This window comes from Rugamonas fusca, from assembly GCF_014042365.1.
Taxonomy (GTDB): domain Bacteria; phylum Pseudomonadota; class Gammaproteobacteria; order Burkholderiales; family Burkholderiaceae_D; genus Rugamonas; species Rugamonas fusca.
The window spans coordinates 60,572-79,035 of record NZ_JACEZS010000005.1 but is presented as its reverse complement, the minus strand read 5'-3'; the positions used below and the strand labels follow the sequence as shown (position 1 = coordinate 79,035).

The 18,464-nt window shown below is 66.8% G+C and carries 20 protein-coding genes; 9 read left to right on the top strand and 11 right to left on the bottom strand.

All coding sequences use genetic code 11. The features are described 5' to 3' along the window. Positions 1 to 4 precede the first annotated feature (4 nt). Entirely contained in the window at positions 5 to 916 is a 912-nt protein-coding gene (locus tag H3H36_RS07875) for an SDR family oxidoreductase (RefSeq protein WP_182216027.1), read from the bottom strand. A 12-nt stretch (positions 917 to 928) separates the two neighbouring features. On the opposite strand from H3H36_RS07875, the gene H3H36_RS07870 reads away from it, so the two are divergent. From H3H36_RS07870 to H3H36_RS07860, 3 genes are all read left to right on the top strand, one after another. Further along, the gene (locus tag H3H36_RS07870) at positions 929 to 1,957 is read left to right on the top strand and encodes a CDP-6-deoxy-delta-3,4-glucoseen reductase (RefSeq protein ID WP_182216025.1); all 1,029 of its coding nucleotides are present in this window, start codon (positions 929 to 931) and stop codon (positions 1,955 to 1,957) included. A gap of 19 nt (positions 1,958 to 1,976) precedes the next feature. Next, positions 1,977 to 2,642, top strand: coding sequence for a DUF1345 domain-containing protein (locus tag H3H36_RS07865; RefSeq protein ID WP_182216023.1), 666 nt, complete (start codon positions 1,977 to 1,979; stop codon positions 2,640 to 2,642). 189 nt (positions 2,643 to 2,831) lie between these two features. Then, the gene (locus H3H36_RS07860) at positions 2,832 to 3,191 is read left to right on the top strand and encodes an HPF/RaiA family ribosome-associated protein (protein ID WP_182216020.1); all 360 of its coding nucleotides are present in this window, start codon (positions 2,832 to 2,834) and stop codon (positions 3,189 to 3,191) included. A 45-nt stretch (positions 3,192 to 3,236) separates the two neighbouring features. Here H3H36_RS07860 and H3H36_RS07855 read toward each other — a convergent pair whose 3' ends face one another. Beyond that, the gene (locus H3H36_RS07855) at positions 3,237 to 4,016 is read right to left on the bottom strand and encodes a helical backbone metal receptor (RefSeq protein WP_182216018.1); all 780 of its coding nucleotides are present in this window, start codon (positions 4,014 to 4,016) and stop codon (positions 3,237 to 3,239) included. Positions 4,017 to 4,155: 139 nt separating this feature from the next. Here H3H36_RS07855 and H3H36_RS07850 point away from each other — a divergent pair, with 139 nt between their 5' ends. After that, positions 4,156 to 5,139: a GGDEF domain-containing protein gene (locus tag H3H36_RS07850; protein WP_182216015.1), complete on the top strand. Its 984-nt coding sequence runs from the start codon at positions 4,156 to 4,158 to the stop codon at positions 5,137 to 5,139. A gap of 4 nt (positions 5,140 to 5,143) precedes the next feature. Here H3H36_RS07850 and H3H36_RS07845 read toward each other — a convergent pair whose 3' ends face one another. Next, on the bottom strand, positions 5,144 to 5,857 hold the full coding sequence (locus H3H36_RS07845) for a DUF5610 domain-containing protein (RefSeq protein WP_182216013.1): 714 nt from the start codon (positions 5,855 to 5,857) through the stop codon (positions 5,144 to 5,146). Between the two features lie 183 nt (positions 5,858 to 6,040). Here H3H36_RS07845 and sbcB point away from each other — a divergent pair, with 183 nt between their 5' ends. Next, complete coding sequence (gene sbcB, locus H3H36_RS07840; protein ID WP_182216010.1) at positions 6,041 to 7,486, top strand: exodeoxyribonuclease I; 1,446 nt, start codon at positions 6,041 to 6,043, stop codon at positions 7,484 to 7,486. Between the two features lie 108 nt (positions 7,487 to 7,594). On the opposite strand, the gene pyrF is transcribed toward sbcB, so the two are convergent. After that, positions 7,595 to 8,419 carry an orotidine-5'-phosphate decarboxylase gene (gene pyrF / locus H3H36_RS07835; RefSeq protein WP_182216007.1) on the bottom strand — a complete coding sequence of 275 codons (825 nt, stop codon included), beginning with the start codon at positions 8,417 to 8,419 and terminating at the stop codon, positions 7,595 to 7,597. Between the two features lie 153 nt (positions 8,420 to 8,572). On the opposite strand from pyrF, the gene H3H36_RS07830 reads away from it, so the two are divergent. Both H3H36_RS07830 and H3H36_RS07825 read left to right on the top strand, forming a co-directional pair. Then, entirely contained in the window at positions 8,573 to 9,337 is a 765-nt protein-coding gene (locus H3H36_RS07830) for an SDR family NAD(P)-dependent oxidoreductase (RefSeq protein ID WP_182216005.1), read from the top strand. A gap of 486 nt (positions 9,338 to 9,823) precedes the next feature. Continuing rightward, the gene (locus tag H3H36_RS07825) at positions 9,824 to 10,225 is read left to right on the top strand and encodes a VanZ family protein (protein ID WP_182216002.1); all 402 of its coding nucleotides are present in this window, start codon (positions 9,824 to 9,826) and stop codon (positions 10,223 to 10,225) included. 15 nt (positions 10,226 to 10,240) lie between these two features. On the opposite strand, the gene H3H36_RS07820 is transcribed toward H3H36_RS07825, so the two are convergent. Next, positions 10,241 to 10,579 (bottom strand): hypothetical protein, encoded by a 339-nt coding sequence (locus H3H36_RS07820; protein ID WP_182215999.1) that lies wholly within the window; start codon positions 10,577 to 10,579, stop codon positions 10,241 to 10,243. Between the two features lie 283 nt (positions 10,580 to 10,862). Here H3H36_RS07820 and H3H36_RS07815 point away from each other — a divergent pair, with 283 nt between their 5' ends. Then, positions 10,863 to 11,276: a hypothetical protein gene (locus H3H36_RS07815; protein ID WP_229219807.1), complete on the top strand. Its 414-nt coding sequence runs from the start codon at positions 10,863 to 10,865 to the stop codon at positions 11,274 to 11,276. Positions 11,277 to 11,317: 41 nt separating this feature from the next. On the opposite strand, the gene H3H36_RS07810 is transcribed toward H3H36_RS07815, so the two are convergent. From H3H36_RS07810 to H3H36_RS07800, 3 genes are all read right to left on the bottom strand, one after another. Continuing rightward, positions 11,318 to 12,277, bottom strand: coding sequence for a TraB/GumN family protein (locus H3H36_RS07810; protein WP_182215996.1), 960 nt, complete (start codon positions 12,275 to 12,277; stop codon positions 11,318 to 11,320). 250 nt (positions 12,278 to 12,527) lie between these two features. Then, positions 12,528 to 14,030, bottom strand: coding sequence for a dipeptidase (locus tag H3H36_RS07805; protein WP_182215994.1), 1,503 nt, complete (start codon positions 14,028 to 14,030; stop codon positions 12,528 to 12,530). A 72-nt stretch (positions 14,031 to 14,102) separates the two neighbouring features. Next, positions 14,103 to 14,864 (bottom strand): substrate-binding periplasmic protein, encoded by a 762-nt coding sequence (locus H3H36_RS07800; protein WP_182215992.1) that lies wholly within the window; start codon positions 14,862 to 14,864, stop codon positions 14,103 to 14,105. A gap of 191 nt (positions 14,865 to 15,055) precedes the next feature. Between H3H36_RS07800 and H3H36_RS07795 the strand changes: the two genes are divergently transcribed. After that, the gene (locus H3H36_RS07795; RefSeq protein WP_182216277.1) at positions 15,056 to 16,228 is read left to right on the top strand and encodes an MFS transporter; all 1,173 of its coding nucleotides are present in this window, start codon (positions 15,056 to 15,058) and stop codon (positions 16,226 to 16,228) included. A 47-nt stretch (positions 16,229 to 16,275) separates the two neighbouring features. Here the strand turns inward: H3H36_RS07795 and H3H36_RS07790 are convergent, their stop codons facing one another. From H3H36_RS07790 to H3H36_RS07780, 3 genes are read right to left on the bottom strand one after another with little or no spacing between them, the layout of a single operon-like run. Next, positions 16,276 to 16,743, bottom strand: a complete 468-nt coding sequence (locus H3H36_RS07790) for a hypothetical protein (protein WP_229219806.1) — start codon at positions 16,741 to 16,743, stop codon at positions 16,276 to 16,278. Between the two features lie 3 nt (positions 16,744 to 16,746). After that, complete coding sequence (locus H3H36_RS07785) at positions 16,747 to 17,601, bottom strand: hypothetical protein (protein ID WP_182215990.1); 855 nt, start codon at positions 17,599 to 17,601, stop codon at positions 16,747 to 16,749. A gap of 1 nt (position 17,602) precedes the next feature. Continuing rightward, positions 17,603 to 18,427, bottom strand: coding sequence for a hypothetical protein (locus tag H3H36_RS07780; protein WP_182215987.1), 825 nt, complete (start codon positions 18,425 to 18,427; stop codon positions 17,603 to 17,605). Between the last annotated feature and the right edge of the window lie 37 nt (positions 18,428 to 18,464).

Genomic DNA, 18,464 nt, shown 5'->3' with positions numbered 1-18,464 from the left:
CTGCTCAAGCGGCGCAGCCACACTGGCAACCGCAACCGCCGCCGCCCAGCGCATCGGCCACCGTCGGGTAGCGCAAGCGCACGCCCAGCTCCTGCTTCAAGCGCGTGTTGCGCATGCGCCGCGATTCGGACATGAACGACAGCAGCGTCGGCGTCACCACCCGCTCCAGCTCCGCCCGCGGCAGGCGCGGCGCGCGCGCCAGGCCATGGGCATCGGCCACCACGTCGAAGTACTGGCCCATCTTCATCTCACTGTCGTCGACCGCGTGGTAAACCCGGTTGGCCTGCCCCCGCAGCAGCGCGCGCGCCACGATGCGGGCCAGGTCGTCGGCGTGGATATGGTTGGTGTACACATCGTCGGCCTCGACCAGCGCGGGCGTGCCTTCGCGCAGCCGCTTGAGCGGCAGCCGGTCGCCCGCATAGATGCCGGGCACGCGCAGGATGGACAGCACGGCATCGCGGCGCACGGCCCAGGCCCGCAGCACCTGTTCCGCGTCGACCCGGCGCTGCGCGCGGCCGTTACGGGGCGCCACCGGCCGGCTCTCATCGATCAACGCGCCGCCACAATCGCCGTACACACCACTGGTACTGACATAAACCAGCCGCCCACGCTCAGGTAGAATGGCGGTCACATGGCGGGTGCGCACATCGCGCGGCCCGTCGGACTGGGGCGGCGCCAGGTGCACCACGTACTGCGCCAGGCCGCGCAGGCGGCGCAGCGTAGCCGGCTGGTCCAGGTCGGCCACCACGGGCACGGCGCCCAGCGCGCGCAGTTCGGCGCAGCGGGCCGGCTGGCTGGTGACGGCGAACACGCGGAACTGCGTCCGCAACAAGGGCAGCAAGCGCATGCCCACATCGCCGCAGCCAATGATCAGCAGGCGCGGCCGGTGGAATTTTCGAATAACGGTTTTTTTCATAAGAAAGATTGTATGACGTTTCAAATCACTGTACAGCCCAGCGGCCATCAATTCACCTGTGAGGAAGACGAAACCGTCCTGGCGGCCGCCATGCGCGCCGGAGTCGGCATTCCCTACGGTTGCAAGAACGGCGCCTGCAGCTCGTGCAAGGGCAAGGTCGTGTCGGGCAGCGTGAGCCACAAGTCCCACCAGCAAAAGGCCCTGACGCCGGAAGAGGAAAGCGCCGGCTGGTCGCTGTTCTGCTGCGCCACCGCCCACAGCGACCTGGTGATCGAGGCGCGCGAAGTGGCGGGCGGCAGCGACTACCCGGTCAAGAAAATGCCCTCGCGCGTGAGCACCATTGAAAAAGTGGCGCCGGACGTGGTGGTGATGACGCTGCAATTGCCGGCCAACGAGAAGCTCAAGTACCGCGCCGGCCAGTATATCGAATTCATGCTGCGCGACGGCAAGCGCCGCAGCTACAGCGTGGCCACGGCGCCGGACGCGGACCAGCCGCTGTCGCTGCACATCCGCCACATGCCGGGCGGCCTGTTCACGGAGCAGGTATTCACCACGCTCAAGGAACGCGACATCCTGCGCTTCGAAGGCCCGCTGGGCACCTTCTTCGTGCGCGACGACAGCGACAAGCCGATGGTGCTGCTGGCCTCGGGCACGGGCTTCGCGCCCATCAAGGCCATCGTTGAACACCTGGTGCAGCAAGGCTCGCAGCGCCCCATGACGCTGTACTGGGGCGGCCGCCGCCCGCAAGACCTGTACATGGACGCGCTGTGCCGCCAGTGGGCCGCGGACCTGCCCAACTTCCAGTACGAGCCGGTGGTATCGAACGCGCTGGCCGAGGACAACTGGCAAGGCCGCACCGGCTTCGTCCACCAGGCCGTGATGGCCGACTTGCCCGACCTGTCGGGCCACCAGGTGTATGCCTGCGGCGCGCCCATCATGGTCGATACGGCCCGCCAGGACTTCGTGGCGCAGTGCAAGTTGCCGGCCGACGAGTTCTACGCGGACGCCTTCACCACCGAAGCCGACATCAACCAGCCGTGACCGCGCGAGCCCGCTAACGATGCGCGTCCAACTGCCGCTGCGCGGCTTCGTCCGCAGCCGCCCGCACCTGGTTGGCGCCATCGCGCTCGGTGCGGCGGTGGCGCCGTTCCTGCCCGGCGCCTGGTCCTGGCTCACGCGCCTGCTGGTGGCGTGGAACGCCGGCACCTGGGGCTACCTGGTGACCATGGCGTGGATGATGATGCGGGCCGATCACCGCACGGTCAAGCGCATCGCGGCGCGCCAGGACGAGCGCTCGCCCGTGATCCTGTCCACCTTGTGCGTGGCCGCGCTGGCCAGCCTGGCGGCCATCGGGTCGCAACTGTCGACCTTGAAGGAGGTGGCCGCCGACGAGCGGGCCTGGCACTACGGCCTGGCCGTGCTCACCCTGCTCGGCTCGTGGTTCCTGGTGGGCGCCCTGTTCACCTTCCACTACGCCCACCTGTACTACACGGCGCCCGGCGGCGCGGCGCCGCTGGCCTTCCCGGACGGCGAACAGCAGCCCGATTACTGGGACTTCCTGTACTTCTCGTTCACCATCGCGGTGGCCGCGCAAACGTCGGACGTGACGGTGCGCGCGCCGCTGATGCGCAAGCTGGTGCTGGGCCAGTCCGTGCTCAGCTTCTTCTTCAACCTGGTCATCTTGGGGCTGTCGATCAATATTGCAGCAGGCATCATCAATACCTGAGATCAATACCTGAGCACGTCGTAGGGCCATGATCTGAAGTGGCTTTCGCGGTGGCTGAAAAGGAGTAAGATAAAACCGTGTGCAAGGCGATGAGGCCACCAGGTTTGGGTGCACACCGGCCGCGCCATCGGTGCCGGCCTCGAAGCGGATGCTTTGACCCTGCCTTCTTGTATAACCGGGAGTAAGCATATGCAGATCAATATCAACACCGATAAAACCATCGAACGTCATGCAGGGCTGGACGAACATGTGCAATCTGTCGTCAGCGCCGCCCTCAACCGGTTTGGCGAGCATATCAGCCGGGTCGAAGTCCACCTCAGCGACAACAACAGCCAGAAATCCGCCGACGGCGACAACCGCTGCCTGATGGAAGCGCGCGTGACCGGCTACCAGCCGATCGCCGTGAGCGACCATGCGGCCACGCTGCACCAGGCCATCAGCGGCTCCGCCGACAAGCTCAAGCGCGCCATCGACAGCGCCCTGGGCCGCCTGAATGACAGCAAACTGCGCGCCACCGTCCCGGACGGCGCCATCGAAGCGGCTGATTGATCCAGCCTGGACGGCCCGCCGCCGCATGTGGCGTGCGGCGCGCCGTCAGCGCTGCGCCAGCTGGCGCAAGTAGCGCAATCCCTGCAGCGACCGGCTGCCATACCACGACATCATTTCCCCATCGACCAGCAGCACCGGCTTGCCGATCTGGCGTTCCAGCGCGTCGCAATGGGCTTCCGTGAAACGGTACGGCTCGCTCGACAGCAGCACGCCATCGATGGCGGCCAGCAGTTCCGGCGTCCACGCGAAGCGCGGATAGCGCACCTCGCCCAGGTCCGGCACCTGCCAGCCTATCTCGGCCAGCATGTTGGCGATGTAGGTATCGCGCGACACACTCATCCACGGGTCTTGCCAGATGCAGTACAACATGGTTTGTGGCCCCGTCTTGGGCGCCGCCTGCAGCGCCGCATATTCCTGTTCGAACGCCGCGCACCACGCTTGCGCCTTGTCTTGCGCGCAGAACACGCCGCCCATCAGGCGCGCCAGCGCCACGTTGTCGTAGGGCTTGTTGGGATGGGTGACGACGATGTGGGGCACGAACTCGGCCAGCGCGTCCACCATGGGCTTTTCGTTCTCGTCGATATTGACCACCAGGTGGGTGGGCGCCAGCTGGCGGATCTTGTCCAGGTTGACATCCTTGGTGCCGCCGACCTTGGGGATGGCTTGCACCACCTCGGCCGGATGAATGCAAAAGCCGGTGCGGCCCACGATCTGGCCAGCCAGGCCCAGATCACACAACAGTTCCGTGATGGAGGGCACCAGCGAGACGATGCGGGCCTGCGGCGCGGCCGCATGCTGTTGGCCGATGGCGTCGATGTAGCTCATCCGATTTATCCCGGTAGCGAAGAATGGCGCTATTGAAACACGGGCCGCCACCGCGGTCAAAAGGCCATGGCAACATTGTTTGCGCTATGATAATGCCCAGGCTTGCATGTTGGCAGCCGCGTACCCCTGAAAGACGATCGTGAAACACATCAGCACCTTTGGCGCGTCCGGCCACCAGCTCAGCGAACTGCAACTGTTTCGCGGCTCCGATGACGCGCCCGCCATCGCCGGGCGCCTGGCCGGCTGCGCCGTCATGCGGGTGGAAACGGGCCAGCCCGTGGCGCATGGCCGCCAGGCCAGGCTCTACATCGTGCTGCGCGGCGCGCTGGCGGTGGCGGCCGACACCCGCACCGGCATGGCCGACGGCACCATCAGCAAGGTGCTGCCGGGCGAGAGCGTGGGCGAACAATCGGTGCTGGACGAGGAAGCCAACCTGGCGTCGATCACGGCGCTCGAGCAAAGCGACCTGCTGGTGATCGAGGCCGACCTCGTATGGCAGTTGATCGACGAATCGAACGCGCTGGCGCGCAACCTGCTGCGCCTGCTGTCGTTCCGCATCCGCGCCGCCAACGCCCAGTTGCGCCGGCGCCAGAAGCTCGGTGAATTCTACCGCCAGCTGTCCATGATCGACGGCCTCACGGGCCTGTACAACCGGGCCTGGCTCAACGACGTGCTGCCCACCATGGTGGCCACGGCGCACGGCGCCGGCACGCCACTGGCGCTGATCATGATCGACCTCGACCACTTCAAGAAATTCAACGACAGCCACGGCCACCTGGCCGGCGACCAGGCGCTGCGCACGGCGGCCCAGGTGCTGAGCGGCGCGCTGCGTCCCACCGATTGCGCGGTGCGCTACGGCGGCGAGGAAATGATGGTGCTGCTGCCCGACACCAGCGACAAGGTCGCGGCGGCCGTGGCCGAGCGGCTGTGCGAACGGATGCGGCAAGCCGTCGTGTTCGGCGACATGCGCCTGCCCCTGCCCCACATCACGGCCTCGCTGGGCGTGGCCAGCCTGCAGCCACAGCAGGACGAACACGCGCTGATCGCGGCCGCCGACGCCGCCCTCTACCGTGCCAAGGAAGCGGGCCGCAACCGCGTGGCCCTGCAAGAACAACCGGCCTGACGACTCACGTGTTGGCGCCGGCCGCCTGCGCGGCCACCACCGAGGCCTGCGCCGACACGGACGCCGTTGGCGTGACCGCCACCGTCGCCCGCGTGGCTGGCGCCGGCGTCGCTGGCGTGGCGGAGTCGGACGTGGCTGGCGCGGGCGTGGCCGATGATGCGGCGCTGGCCGCCTTGCGCTGGGCCGCCTCGAAGTCCGCGTACCCCTTTTGCACCAGTTCGTAGGTCTTGTCGACGTTGCTGGCGATATCCCCGTTCAGCACGTTCAGGCCAGTGAGAATGTCGCGCGCCTCCTTGAAGCCCTGCTCCATGCCGCCCTTGATGGTGGCCATGAAATTGCTCAACATCTGCTGCGGGTCTTCGCCCGCATGCTGCTTCTGGTAGGCGCCATAGAACGCGGTGGACAGCGACACGATACGCCCCGCCGTGCCTTCCGGCGTATTGTCCTGCGCCATGGCGTTCTGGATCGCGTTGTCACCGAACTGGCCGCGCAGCGCTTCGTTGATGCCGGTCAGCGCCGACTTGAGCAGCAAGGCCAGCGGATCGTCCTGGGCGCCGATCGACACCGTCAGCGACGCCTGCACGATGGAAGCGTTCAGCTGCAGCTTGGCCTGCGCGGCCGGCGCCGGTCCGGCCCCGGCCGTCTGCTGGCTGGCCGCCACGCCCGCGGGCGCGGTCGGCGCCGCCACGGTGGCGTTGACGGAAACGTGATTTGACATGATGGCGCTCCTTGCCCCAGCATACTGGACAGACTTGCTCAGCGCGCGGCCAGCGGCCATGCCGCCGGCGCGGGAGCGGACCGGGGGCGCGCGGCGCTGCTGGGCTGGCCGCCGGCGTAGTCCGACCTCTCACCTTATACTATCGGCCCGCGGCCAGAAAACTGCAGTATTTTCGACAATTCCATGACCTCCCATACCTTCCTTTGGCACGACTATGAAACCTTCGGCGCGCAAGCGCGCCGCGACCGCCCCGCCCAGTTCGCCGCCATCCGCACCGACGCCGACCTGAACGAGATCGGCGAGCCGATCATGCTGTACTGCAAGCCGGCCAACGATTTCCTGCCCGACCCGCAAGCATGCCTGATCACCGGCATCACGCCGCAGCAATGCCTGGAATGGGGCGTGCCGGAGCACCAGTTCGCCGCCACCATCGAACAGGCGTTTTCCAAGCCGGGCACGGTGGGCGTGGGCTACAACACCATCCGCTTCGACGACGAGGTCACCCGCTTCCTGTTCTGGCGCAACCTGATCGACCCCTACGCGCGCGAGTGGCAGCACCAGTGCGGCCGCTGGGATTTGCTGGACGTGGTGCGCATGACCTATGCGCTGCGCCCGGAAGGCATCGAGTGGCCGCTGCGCGAAGATGGCAAACCGAGCTTCCGCCTGGAACACCTGGCCGCCGCCAATGGCCTGCTGCATGAAGCCGCGCACGACGCGCTGTCGGACGTGCGCGCCACGATCGCGCTGGCCCGCCTGATCCGGCAAAAGCAGCCCAAGCTGTTCGATTTCTGCTTCGCGCTGCACAAGAAGGACCGCGTGGCCGACGAGATCGGCATGCATTTGGCGCCCGCGCTGCGCGCACCGTTCCTGCACGTGTCGGGCATGTTCCCGGCCGAGCGCGGCTGCCTGGGCATCGTGTGGCCGCTGGGCGTGCATCCGACCAACAAGAATGAAGTGCTGGTGTGGGATTGCAGCTACGACCCGCGCGAGCTGGCCACGCTGGACGCGGACACGATACGGCTGCGCCTGTTCAGCAGGGCCGACGCGCTGCCCGAAGGCATGACGCGCCTGCCCATCAAGAGCATCCACCTGAACAAATCGCCGATGCTGGTGTCCAACCTGAAGACGCTGTCGCCGGCCATGGCCGCGCGCTGGGGCATCGACGTGGAACAGTGCCGCGCCAATGCGGCGCTGGCGGCGGCCGCGCCGGACATGGCGGCCACCTGGGCCGCCGTGTTCCACCGGCCCGGCGCGCCGGCGCTGGACGTGGACGAGGACTTGTACAACGGCTTCGTGGGCACGGGCGACCGCCGCCTGCTCGAATCGCTGCGCAAGGAAAGCCCGGCCAAGCTGGCCACGCTGTCACCCGTGTTCGATGACGCGCGGCTGGCCGAACTGCTGTTCCGCTACCGCGCCCGCAACTTCCCCGACACGCTGTCGGCGGCGGAGATGGAACACTGGGAACAGCACCGGGCGGCCCGCCTGTTCGATGGCGAGGCCGGTGCGCGCACGGTCGATCAGCTGTTTACCGAGATCGACCAGCTGCAGGAGACGGCCGATGAGCGCGGCGAACACATCCTGGGTGAGTTGTACGACTATGCGGAGATGGTGGCGCCGGCGCGTTACTGACGCCGCGCCGGCAGCGGCGGCACGGCACGCGCAGTGTGCGCGCCGGCCGCCGGCGGTGGCACACCAAGCGGCCAGTGCTTGCGCACGGGCCCGCTTCGAGGTTGACACTTAACCGGCGCGGTACTGGTTGATGGCGTCGCGCGTGTCCAGCGCCACGCGGCGGGCGGCGGCGGCGAAGTCCTCGCCGGCCTGCTGCGGCGCGTAGAGGATGGCGCGCGAGGAATTGATCATCATGCCGTGGCCGCTGGCGGTACGGCCCGAACGCACGGTGGCCGCGATGTCGCCGCCCTGGGCGCCGATGCCCGGCACCAGCAGCGGCATGTCGCCGACGATGGCGCGCACCTGCGCCAGTTCCTCCGGGAAGGTGGCGCCCACCACCAGCGCGCACTGGCCGTTGCTGTTCCACTTCTCGGCCACCAGGCGCGCCACGTGCTGGTACAGCGGCTTGCCATCCACGTTCAGGAATTGCAGGTCCGAGCCGCCCGGATTGGAGGTGCGGCACAGGATGATGACGCCGCGCTCGCTCCACTCCATGTAGGGCTCGACCGAGTCCGAACCCATGTAGGGATTGACGGTGACGGCATCGGCGCCGTAGCGGTCGAACGCCTCGCGCGCGTACTGGCGCGCGGTGGCGCCGATGTCGCCGCGCTTGGCGTCCAGGATCAGCGGGATGTGCGGATAGTTGGCGCGCACGTAGGCACAGATCTGTTCCAGTTGCTGCTCGGCGCCCAGCGCCGCGAAATAGGCGATCTGCGGCTTGAACGAGCAGGCCAGGTCGGCGGTGGCATCGATGATCTCGCGGCAGAACTGGTAGATGCCGTCCGGCGCGGCCTGGAACCGGGCCGGCAGCTTGGCCATGTCGGGATCGAGGCCCACGCACAGCAGGGAGTCGTTGGCCGTCCAGGCGGCGGATAATTTATTGATGAAATTCACGACGGGCCCCTTTATTCGATTGCAAACCCTCAATTGTAACGCGGCCACCCGTCCGCCGCCCGAAATTGGCCGTCACGGTGGGGTAAAATCCGCTACACCGTCCCGATCCGGGCGCCACAAGCGCCCTCAACCTTCAGCATGGAAGCGAACCCGATGAAACTGACAAATAAAGTCGCGATAGTGACCGGCGCCACCCAAGGCATCGGCCTGGCCTGCGCCCAACGCCTGGTGGCCGAAGGGGCCAAGGTGATGCTGGTCGACATCAAGCAGGAAGGCGCCCAGGCCGCCGCCGCGCTGGGCGAACAGGCCCGCTTCTTCGCGGCCGACGTCAGCCAGAAGGCCGACGTGGACGCGCTGGTGGCCGCCACCCTGGCCGCGTTCGGCCAGATCGACATCCTGATCAACAACGCCGGCGTGACCCACGCCGCCGACTTCCTCGACCTGACCGAGGACGATTTCGACCGCGTGCTGCGCATCAACCTCAAGTCCATGTTCCTGTGCGGCCAGGCCGTGGCGCGCGAGATGGTCAAGCGCAACAGTGGCTGCATCATCAACATGTCCAGCGTCAATTCGGAACTGGCCATCCCCAACCAGGTGCCCTACGTCGTCTCCAAGGGCGGCATCAACCAGCTGACCAAGGTGATGGCGCTGAACCTGGCGCCGCATGGCGTGCGCGTGAACGGCATCGGCCCCGGCACCATCCTGACGGAACTGGCCAAGAAAGCCGTGCTGGGCAGCGCGGAAGCGCGCCACACCATCCTGTCGCGCACGCCCATGGGCCGCTGCGGCGAGCCGGAAGAAGTGGCATCCATCGCCGCCTTCCTGGCCAGCGACGACGCCAGCTACATGACGGGCCAGACCCTGTTCGTGGACGGCGGCCGCCTCGCGCTCAATTACACCGTTCCCGTCAAGGATTGAGTGTTTCCGGGGAGATATAACTCAAAGGCATGACTGGTATCCGAAACGACAATTAGACATATATAACGCATCGCAGCATAATTACACCTGTCTCCACTATTCTCCTCCAAGAAAATAGTTTTAAGCCCGCTTTCATCAGCGGGCTTTTTTTTCGCCGTGGAAAAACCGTGTTACGTCCCCGATTTTCCCATGGAGCAAAATCGGGGACGTAACACGGTTTTTCTTTGCTGCATCCTGTCATGCCCACGTCACATTCCCTCCCTATACTGGCCACATCTGCAATACATGCAACCGATACGCATGATTGCAGCCAGGCGCGCCGGACAGGTTCCGGCGCGCCACCTCCGGATTCCTGGCGCAGCCCGCTGGCGGCGCCCGTCACCTCTCTCTTGGCCCGCATGGGTTTTTTGCGCCCGCTTTGAATAGCGGGCTTTTTTTTCCTCCGGGCCGTGGTATCTTTCACATCATTTTTCCCCGGCCCAGCCCATGCCCGCCCTGCTCCACCAGATTTTCCTGACCGATACCCACGCCCGCCTGCGCTACTGGAGCGCCATCGTGCTCTACCTGCTGATCCTGGTGCTGGGCTCGATTCCTGGCGCCCGCAGCGATATCGGCGAAGTGGCCTCCGGCCTGGTACTGCATGCGTGCGCCTACGCCGGCCTGACCTTCCTGCTGTTCACCGGCGGCACGGGCGGCGCCGCGATGCGCGCCGCCAAGGCAGTGCTCACGATAGCGCTGATGGGCGCGCTCGACGAGTACGTGCAAAGCTTCTTCCCCTACCGCCATGCGGCCGTGTCGGACTGGCTGGTCGACTGCACGGCCGCCGTGGTGGCCGCCAGCGTGATGTGGCTGCTGTGGCGCCGCGGCAAGGGCCCGCTGGCGGGCTGAAACTGCAGGCGCCTGTCAGCGATCCTCCAGATCGCCATGCAGTGTGTCGGGCGTGTCGGGGGCGGGGCCATCGACGTGTTGGCCGCGCGGCACGCCGCCGCCGCCGTCGCGCGCCAGTTCCATCCCGATCTTGTGTAACAGCGCACGCGCCTGCTGCCTGCTGCTGTGGCCGGCATGGTGGGACGTGGCACGCTCCACGTCACTGCGTATCGCCAGCAATTGCTCGCACTTGGCCAGCCGCACCAGCCCGTGCAAAGCGTGCGCGAACACATGGCGCTGGCGGACATCGGCCGGATCGCCATAAGTTGCCTCAATTAGTTGCTCGATAATGTCATCTGTCGCGCGTGTCAACATTTGGCTGTCCTGTGAATGGCTACCCATCGATTATTGCGTGTCCGCGACAGCATTCTTTTGAGGTGAATCAACTCTTTCGCTGGAGGAATGAACGTAATAGTCAGACAATTATTTGCGCCAGATACAAGCTGGCCGCACCCTGGTTTGATCCCGCTCAATACGCCCTATCGCGCGCCGAACGAATGCCAGCATGGCTACTCTTACGTTGGCAGCCCATCGCAATCGCGGGCTTGCCCTGCCACCCCGGCATCACCGGGCGTCAACACCCCACAAGGAGAAGAGCATGAACAACAAACTACCAATACGCTGGATGGGTGCATTGTGCGTGCTGCTGGCCGCCTGCAGCAGCACGGACAGCAACCGCATGAGCTCGACAGATGGCACCAGCGGCAGCTATGGCACGCCCAGCAGCACAAGCAGCAGCACTGCCGACACCTCCGGCACCAGCACGACCATGGCGCAGACTTCCTACGGCGTGGTGCAAGCCATCGACCAGGTGATGCGCCAGGATGTGGGCGTGGGCGCCGTCGGCGCGGCGGCCGCCGGCGGCGCCATGGGCTCGCCCACGGACAAGGTCTACCGCGTCAAGCTGAGACTGGACGATGGCACGGAACAAACCGTCGTGGTGGACAGCATGCCCACTTACCAGGTGGGCGACCGTATCCGCTACAGCAACGGCACCGTCCAGCGCTATTGAGTGCACGCGGCCACCGCGTTGGGCACGGCCAGGCGGTGCGCCTAGTACAGCTGTTCGATGGCGTAACCGCGTTGCTTGAGCAATTGCGGCAAGCCGTTGGCGCCAGCCAGATGCAGCAGGCCCACGCCCACGAAGGCGACCCGGTCCTGCTGCAGGATGCGTTCGATGGCGCTGGCCATTTCCGGATTGCGCTTGCCCAGCAAGGTGGACTGCATGAACGTGGCGTTGATGGAGGAGCCCGCCGTGAACGCATGGAGCGCGGCATCGATGCGCGACGTATCGGCCGCGCGCCACGCTGCGATCAGGTCAAGTGAACGCTTGAGGGCGTTGCCGTCCGCAAGGTCGGCCAGATTCTCGCGCAAGTACTGTTCCTGCTGCGCGGCGTCGAGCGAGTCGAACATGGCCAGCTGGTAATCGGCGCTCTCCAGTTCGCGCACCGTCTTGTCCTGTTGCCTGGCCGCGGCCAGCAGCACGTATTCGGCGGCGCCGCTGCGCCGGTAGCCGTTGCGGTCCAGTTCCAGGCCTTGCAGCATGTTGCCGATCAACCAGGGCTTGTAGCGTTCCACGTCACGCAGCGGGATGCCGGCGCGCGCCAGCGCCTGCACCAGCTGGCGCAAGGTGGCCGGCGCCACGTGATGGACGATGCTGTCGCCCTCCGCATACATGCCGTGCTTGCCCAGGGCCGCCTGGAAGGCAGCGTTGGAACGGATGTCGAGTTCGACCACGACGCTGCTGGCGGAGGCCAGCGCGCGCGCCGCTTCCGGCGCCATCAGCGTTTCGTCGCCCTGGCCGACGTGGATGGTGCCATACAGGTAGCCCGTGTGGCCGTTATGGCTGATCCGGTACAACGCGCCGTGGCGCGGCGAGGCGGCCGCACCCGCGATGGCCGCGCCATCGGTCGGCAGGCTTTCGACGGCCGGCGCCGGGCCGGCGCAAAACAGGCTCACTACGGCCGGCAACACATAGGACAAGACAGACCAACGCAGGATAGGCAAACGCATACTTTCCCCTTGCCGCACCGGGTACGGTGCGGCGGGCGGATACATCAACATTAACGAGGAAGAAAGTGCGCCCAGGACGGGCATCACCGTTGCCTATGGTAAATCAGGAAGTGCCTGCGGGCAGCATTTATTTGAAGCGGCGAAACAAAAAAATGGCGCCTGTCCATGACGGGGAAACAGTCGTGGCGGCGCGCGCGCCGTTGCGGGCGCGCGCGTGGCATGGCGGGGCCTGGCAAGCCAGGCAAGCTGGTCAGCGCGCCATTTCCACCATGGCCGCCGTGTACATCTGCAAGTTCAGCAACAGCTGCTTTTCCGTGATGAACTCGTGCTCGGAGTGGCCCGTGTAGACGGTGTGCGGCATGGCGGGGCCGAAGCTGACGGCATGCGGGAACAGGCGCGAATTGGTACTGCCGCCGATGGCCACGGGATGCGCATCGCGCTGGCCCGTGTAATGGCCGAACACGGCCAGCAGCGTATCGAGCTGGGGCGCGCTGTCCTGCTGCCACGGCTCGCCGATCTCGGCCGTCAGCGTGGCTTGCGGCAAGTGCGCCGCCTTCCAGCCATCGAACGCTTGCCGCACCTGGGCTTCCAGTTCCTCCTTGCTCTTGCCGCGCGGGCGGCGCAGGTTGATGTTCAATTCCAGCCCTGCTTCATTCTGCTTGAGCACGGTAGGCGCCACCGTCATTGGCCCCATGAACGCGTCGCGGTAGGCGATGTGACCGAAGCGTTCGCCGTACAAGCCCGTCCCCACCAGCTCGTTGAGCAGGCTGACCATGGCGGCCGGCGCCGTCCCCTGCCACGGCCGCACTTGCAGCGCATCGGCCAGCATGCTGATGGCGTTGACGCCCGCCTCGGGCTTGGACGAATGGGCCGACAGGCCGCGCGCCGTGACCGTCAGCGTAGCGTCCTGCCAGGCGAACTGGTAACGCATGCCGGACTGGGCCGCGCCACGGGCGCGGATTTGCGCTTCCAGCGCCGGCGTCGCGTGGGTGATCACGGCGCTGGCGTCTTCCGGAATCTGGCTGCCGAAAAAGCCGCCCTTGAACGATTGCAGCACGGGGCCATCGCCGGCTGGCGCGGCTTGGGCCGGCATGGCGATCTTGAGCGCGCCCCAACCTTTTTCCGCCGTCACGGCCGGATATTCGGAGTCGAGCGTGATGTTCATCTGGGGCGGCGTGTGGTCCTTCAGGAAAGCCTGCAGCGGCGCCCAGTCCGATTCCTCGGCCATGTACACGTACAGCTCCAGCCGCTTGCTCAGCTGCACCTTGCGGTCCTGGATGGCCTTCATCGCATACATGGCTGTGGCGATCGGGCCCTTGTCGTCTTCCGTGCCACGGCCCAGCAGGCGGCCCGGCTCGCTGGTACGGTCCAGTTCGAACGGCGATTTGGCCCACTTCGAAGGATCGACCGGCTGCACGTCACCGTGCGTGATGATGCCGACCCGCTCGCTGCCACTGCCCAGGCCGATCACCATCACGTGGCCATAGTCGTGGAAGTCCAGCCCCAGCCGTTGTGCTTCGCCCTGCAGGTAGCGCTTGAACGCCTGCTGCTGCGGATTCTGTTCGAACGGTACGGCCGGATCGGCCACCGTGTTGTAGCGCACCATCTGTCCCAGCGTCTCGATCAGCGCGTCATGGTAGGTGGCCAGCGCGTAGGCGGCCGTGCCGGTGGCGCTCTGGCTCAGGGGTGCGGCCGACGCGGGGCCCAGCCATGGCGCCAGCAGCAATGGCAGCAGCACGAGTTTTTTCAACATGAGAATTTCACAAAGGTGATAATCGGGCAATGAGTCTAGCACGGGCCCGCCGGCCTTGCTGGGCACTGGCCGTTATTGGTAGCGGGCCGTGATGCGCGCCACTTCCCCGTCCTTGACGAGGTGTCCGATGGCCTTGTTGATGGCCTCCACGCTGACCTGTCCGCGCGGCGACACGGCGCATTGCCCCTGGTAGGACTTGACCAGCAACGGCGGATAGACGGACAGCCGCTCCCCCGTCTTCTGGTGATAGTCGAGCATGCTTTGCTGGGTGACGACATGGTGCAGCCGGCCCACGGCCATCTTGCGCAAATTGGCGGAACTGGAGGGGCCGTCTTCGCGCACGAAGCCAGGGCCCAGCAACCGCTCCAGTTCCGGGTGGAAGTAGCCCAGCACGGTGGCGATGGTTTGCCCCTTCAGGTCGGCCAGCCCGGCGGGCCGTGGCACGGTAGTGTCGGTCACCACCACCTCGCGCAGCGGGAAGAACGGCTGGCTCCAGTTGAAGTTGCCCGGCAACCAAGCGGGAATGTACATGCAGATCAGGTCCGCCTGACCCTGCTCCAGCGCCATCCCGATGCGCTTGCGGGGCAGGCCCAGGAACACGGCTTGCCGGCCCAGCGCGGCCGCCAGCGCCAGGCCGAGGTCGTGGTGCATGCCATCGACCAGCTGGTTCTCGCGAAACGCGGCCATGGGCATTTCCGTTCCCGTGTCCACCAGCACCACCAGCGACGGCGGCGCGGCCGCCGCACCTGCCGCGGCCACGGCCAGCGCCAGCATCAGGGCCGCCAGCCGCAGACGCACCGGCGGACGCGACGCGCGCGCGGCCGTGCCCCCCATTCCGCCCCGTCCTGTATTGTGATGTCCACCCATGATGGAATTATATGCGTTGTTGCGCGCCAGAATTTCCACCCCACATCAAACTGGGGCGCGCTCAGCAACAATCGGCGGGCGCCGGTAGAATGGCCGGCTACCGACTACCGGAGTCCGCCGTGACCACGACGCATCCACAACAAGACATCGCCCCGGCCATGGTGTGGCTGCTGGCCATCGCCACCGGCCTGATCGTGGCCAACCTGTACTACGCGCAAACCTTGGTTGGCCCCATCAGCCGCGACACCGGCATGGCGCCCGGCGCGGCCGGCCTGATCGTCACGCTGACGCAAATCGGCTACTGCCTGGGCCTGCTGTTCATCGTGCCGCTGGGCGACCTGCTGGAAAACCGGCGCCTGATCGTCACCGCCCTGCTGACCAGCGCGGCGGCCCTGCTGGCCGCGTCCGTGGCCGGCAGCGCGCCCGTGTTCCTGGCCGCCGCGCTGTGCATCGGCCTCGGTTCCGTCGCGGCCCAGGTGCTGGTGCCGTTCGCGGCCCACCTGTCCTTGCCCGAGACACGCGGCCAGACCGTGGGCAAGGTCATGAGCGGGCTGCTGCTGGGCATCATGCTGGCCCGGCCCGTGGCCAGCCTGGTGGCCGGCGCGCTGGGCTGGCACGCCATCTTCGTCGTGTCGGCCGTGGGCACGGCCGCGCTGGCGCTGCTGCTGCGGCGGCGCCTGCCGCTGCGCCAGCCGGTGGCCACGCTGCGTTATCCGGCACTGCTGGGATCGATGTGGCAGTTGCTGAAAACCACGCCCATCCTGCGCCGGCGCGCCGCCTACCAGGCTTGCATGTTCGGCGCCTTCAGCCTGTTCTGGACCACGGTGCCGCTGGCCCTGATGGGACCGTATTATCAGCTGGACCAGAACGGCGTGGCCCTGTTCGCGCTGGCCGGCGTGGCCGGCGCCATCGCCTCGCCCGTCGCCGGCCGCCTGGCCGACCGTGGCCACAGTCGCCCCACCACGGCGCTGGCGCTGACCCTGGGCGCGCTGGCGTTCGCCGCGCCGCTGCTGGTGCATGCGGGCCGGGTGGCCGATCTGGCCTTGCTGGTGGCCGCCTCCATCGTGCTCGACATGGGCGTCTCGGCCAGCCTGGTGGTGGGCCAGCGCGCCATCTTCGCGCTCGGCGCGGAGATCCGCAGCCGCCTGAACGGGCTGTACATGGCGCTGTTCTTCATGGGCGGCGCGGCCGGTTCGTCGCTGGGGGGATGGATGTTCGCCCACCATGGCTGGCACGGTGTGCTGCTGGCGGGGCTGGCTTTTCCCGCCCTGGCGCTGGGCGTGTTCGTGACCGAATACCTGGCGCCTGCCGCACAGCGCCAGCCGGCCTGAGGGGCGGGCGGTGCGTCAGACGATGCGCATGGTCGGTGCCCCCAAAGTCAATGCGACCATAGCCGCACCTGGCCTTGCAACGAGACGTTGCCGTTGATGTTCAGGCTGCCCAGGTTGCCCGTGACGGGCGCCGTCGGGTCGGTCTGCACGCTCAGCGATTCGAAGCCGAAATTGCCGTAGCGCACATAGCCGGGCAAGCCGATGGTGATGGTGTCGCCGCCGCCATCGCTGCGCTGCTGCACGCCAAGGCTGACGGCCCACATGTCGATGCTGCCGCGCAGGTTCTTGATCACCAGGTAGCGGTTCTGGCCATCGCCATTGAAGCCCAGCGACAAACGGCTGTCGGCCACGGCGCCCACCAGGGTGGGATCGTTGAGCACGATGTGGGCCGCGAAGCTGATGCCGTCGCCACCGGTCACGTTCGACATTTCCGTGTCTTCCAGCGGACGCAGGCCGCCGGCCAGGGCTTGGGTGCAGCCGGCCAGCGCCAGCAAGGTGAACCATAGACGTTTCATCGGTCAGCGCCTGAATTTGATGTCGAGATACTGGATCTGCATCGAGCCGATGCGCGAGGAACCCAGGTCCACCGTGGGCTGGTTGGGGCTGGCGAACGAGATGTTGTCGATCACCATGCCGCCGGTGGGCACCGTGCCATTGCCGTAGCGGCTGTCGGGCCAGTCGATGCCGATGTGCAGGCGCGGCCCGGTCTCGTCCGTCAGCGCGTTGATCACGCCGGGCTGGGCCGCCACGGCCGCGATGGTCCACGGCGTGTTGTTGAAGGCGCCGTTGGCGTCCACGGCGCCGATGTGGATGCCGCTCAGCGTCATCTGCTCGGTGGCGTCGTCGCGCCCGCGCGGACGCAGGGCCAGCTGGCCCACGTCCATGCGCAGCGCCGCGCCGAAGGCGATGCCATCGTTCACTTGCGGCGTGCTGAATTGCAGGCCGCCGCCGTACAGCACCATGTCCTTCACCACCACGCTGCCGGCATTGCGGGCGATGCCGTCGCCCGTCACGCCCCAGTCCCAGGCGAACTGCCAGCGCTGGTCGGCGTTGGCGTTGATGGGAAAGCGCAAATCGATCACGTCGGCCAGGCCGCTCGCGCCGGGCACGATGTCGAGCCGGTAAGGGTCGGAATACGGCAGCGGATTGTCGCTGCGCGAGGCGCTGAATTTTTCCACCCACAGGCTGCGGCCGTCGGGCGAGGTGTAGGTCAGGCGGGCGTCGCCGCCCATCGAGAAACCGTTGAGGTCGAAGCTCACGCCATCGCCGCCGCGCACGGACGACAGGGCATGGTCCGTCAATGGCTGCATGGCGCCGGCGCTGTGCCAGTACAGCAGGCCCAGCAGGAGGAACAGGCAGCGGCGGGGCGTCATGTCAGCGCACCTTGGGCAGGTTGGGCGGCGTCACGCCGTTGGTGCTGATGGCTTGCAGCTTGTCGCGCCAGTTCAGCCAGATGCCGGCCTGGGCCGCGTCGGGCAGCTGCGTGCTGCCGGACGGGGCCTGGAATTGCACGCCCGTCTTCAACACGGAAATCCAGAAGTCGCGGCTGGGGCCGTTCGCGTCGCCGGCCGTCACGCCGCCGAGGTTGGCCAGCGTCAGGCACGGCGCCGTGCAGCTGCCATCCCAGCGCTTGCCGCCCCCCGTGGTGTCGGTGTGGCTGTCGAGCGTGATGGCGCTGCCGTCGGCGGCCTGGCCCTGCACCAGCATGGAACCGGACAGGGTGCTCAGCTTCAGGCCCACGTCGCCGCTGATGGCGTCGAAACCGAAGCGCATGCCGATCACTTCGCGCGCGGCGTTGTCGCCCGCGTTGCGATAGACGAATTCGAAATAGGGATTACTGATGTGCACCAGGCGCTGGGCCTCGGTGCCGTCGCTGCGGCCAAACTGCAGCAGCGACATGTCGATGTCGGCGCCGGTGCCATTGCGGGGCGCGTAGTTGTATTCGCCCAGGCGCAGGTTCTTGAAATTGGCGCTCAACGTGATGTCCGCATCCAGTGCCACCCTGGTGAAATCGAAGCCGCCATAGCTGCTGTTGCTCATGGCCATCAAGCCCTGGGCGTGCGTGGCCGACAGCTCATCTTCGCTCAGCGGGCGCATCTGGGCCGTCGCCAGTTGCGCCGTCAGGCCGGCCGTCAGCAGCACAGCCGTGCGGCACAGGCGGGCGCGCAAGCCCGGCTGGAATGGGAAGGATTTCAACATCGGTTCGATCGTGCAGTGGAGGGACACGCCGTGTCCG